The sequence below is a fragment of the Vibrio sp. 03_296 genome (genome assembly GCF_002265885.1).
In genome coordinates this window covers 1-980 of sequence record NZ_NPKW01000889.1, presented here as the reverse complement: position 1 = coordinate 980, position 980 = coordinate 1, and the positions used below count along the sequence as shown (strand labels likewise).

The window sequence follows — 980 nt, the reverse complement described above, 5'->3', positions numbered from 1 at the left end:
GTGACAAGGTAACGCACCGTTATTCAGTTTAAACTGTTTTTCTGCACGCATGCGAAGACAGCTCAGCAGCTCATCGGAACTGGAAAAAWWAGATGCTGTACAACCACCAAACTGTGCTTTTAACTGACCACCAAATGCTGTGTATAGTGCAATCAATCCTGGTTCTGTACCAAGTCGCTCACCATAAGGCGGGTTACAAACAATCACACCATTCTCAAACTCTTGAGGACGTGACACTGTAGCGGCGTCACCCAACTTAAATTCGACTAAGATCCGCAACCCTGCTCTACGAGCCGTTATCTTGGGCAATTTTCAGCACTTTTTCATCGATTTATCAAAGCCATTAGAATCTTGCGCCAAACTTTTTTGACACCTCTTCGAGCAATTGACATTTGCTTCTGATTTTATTTCTGCCCACACTTCTTGGCTCGAAATCTTCAAGTGATTCAAAGACCCACTTTTCGCGTTTTACTCCAGGCGCCATGTTTGCTGCCATCATGGCCGCCTCTATCAACAACGTACCTGAACCACACATTGGATCCAAAGCGTTGTTCCTCTGTCCAGCTGAGCGAGATGATAGCAGCAGCCAAGGTTTCACGGAGTGGCGCTTTACCAGACGCAGGACGATAGCCACGTTGGTGCAAGCCATTCCCGACCATATCAACACCAAGAATCGCTTTGTCTTTGTGGAGACGAACATGAATACGCACATCCGGACGCTCTTTGCTGATATTTGGACGTGGTAGGTTTTTCTTTCGAAACAATCTACGATGCCATCTTTCACTTCATCGCACCGTACTGGCTGTTACGAATCTCACGGTTCGTGCCGTTGAAATCAACCACAAACTTCTTAGTGCTGTGGAATTGATTTACCCAATTGATAGAGGACGTTGCCTAAATACAAGTCCATATCACTTTGACAGGTAAACTCGGACAACACGCGAACAAAACGCGATGCCAATCTACTCCATAGACAGCAG

General features: G+C 46.0%; 1 pseudogene. It reads right to left on the bottom strand.

Annotated elements, in window-relative coordinates:
* Nucleotides 1-980: pseudogene (locus CIK04_RS28655) on the bottom strand (THUMP domain-containing protein); the annotation flags it as partial.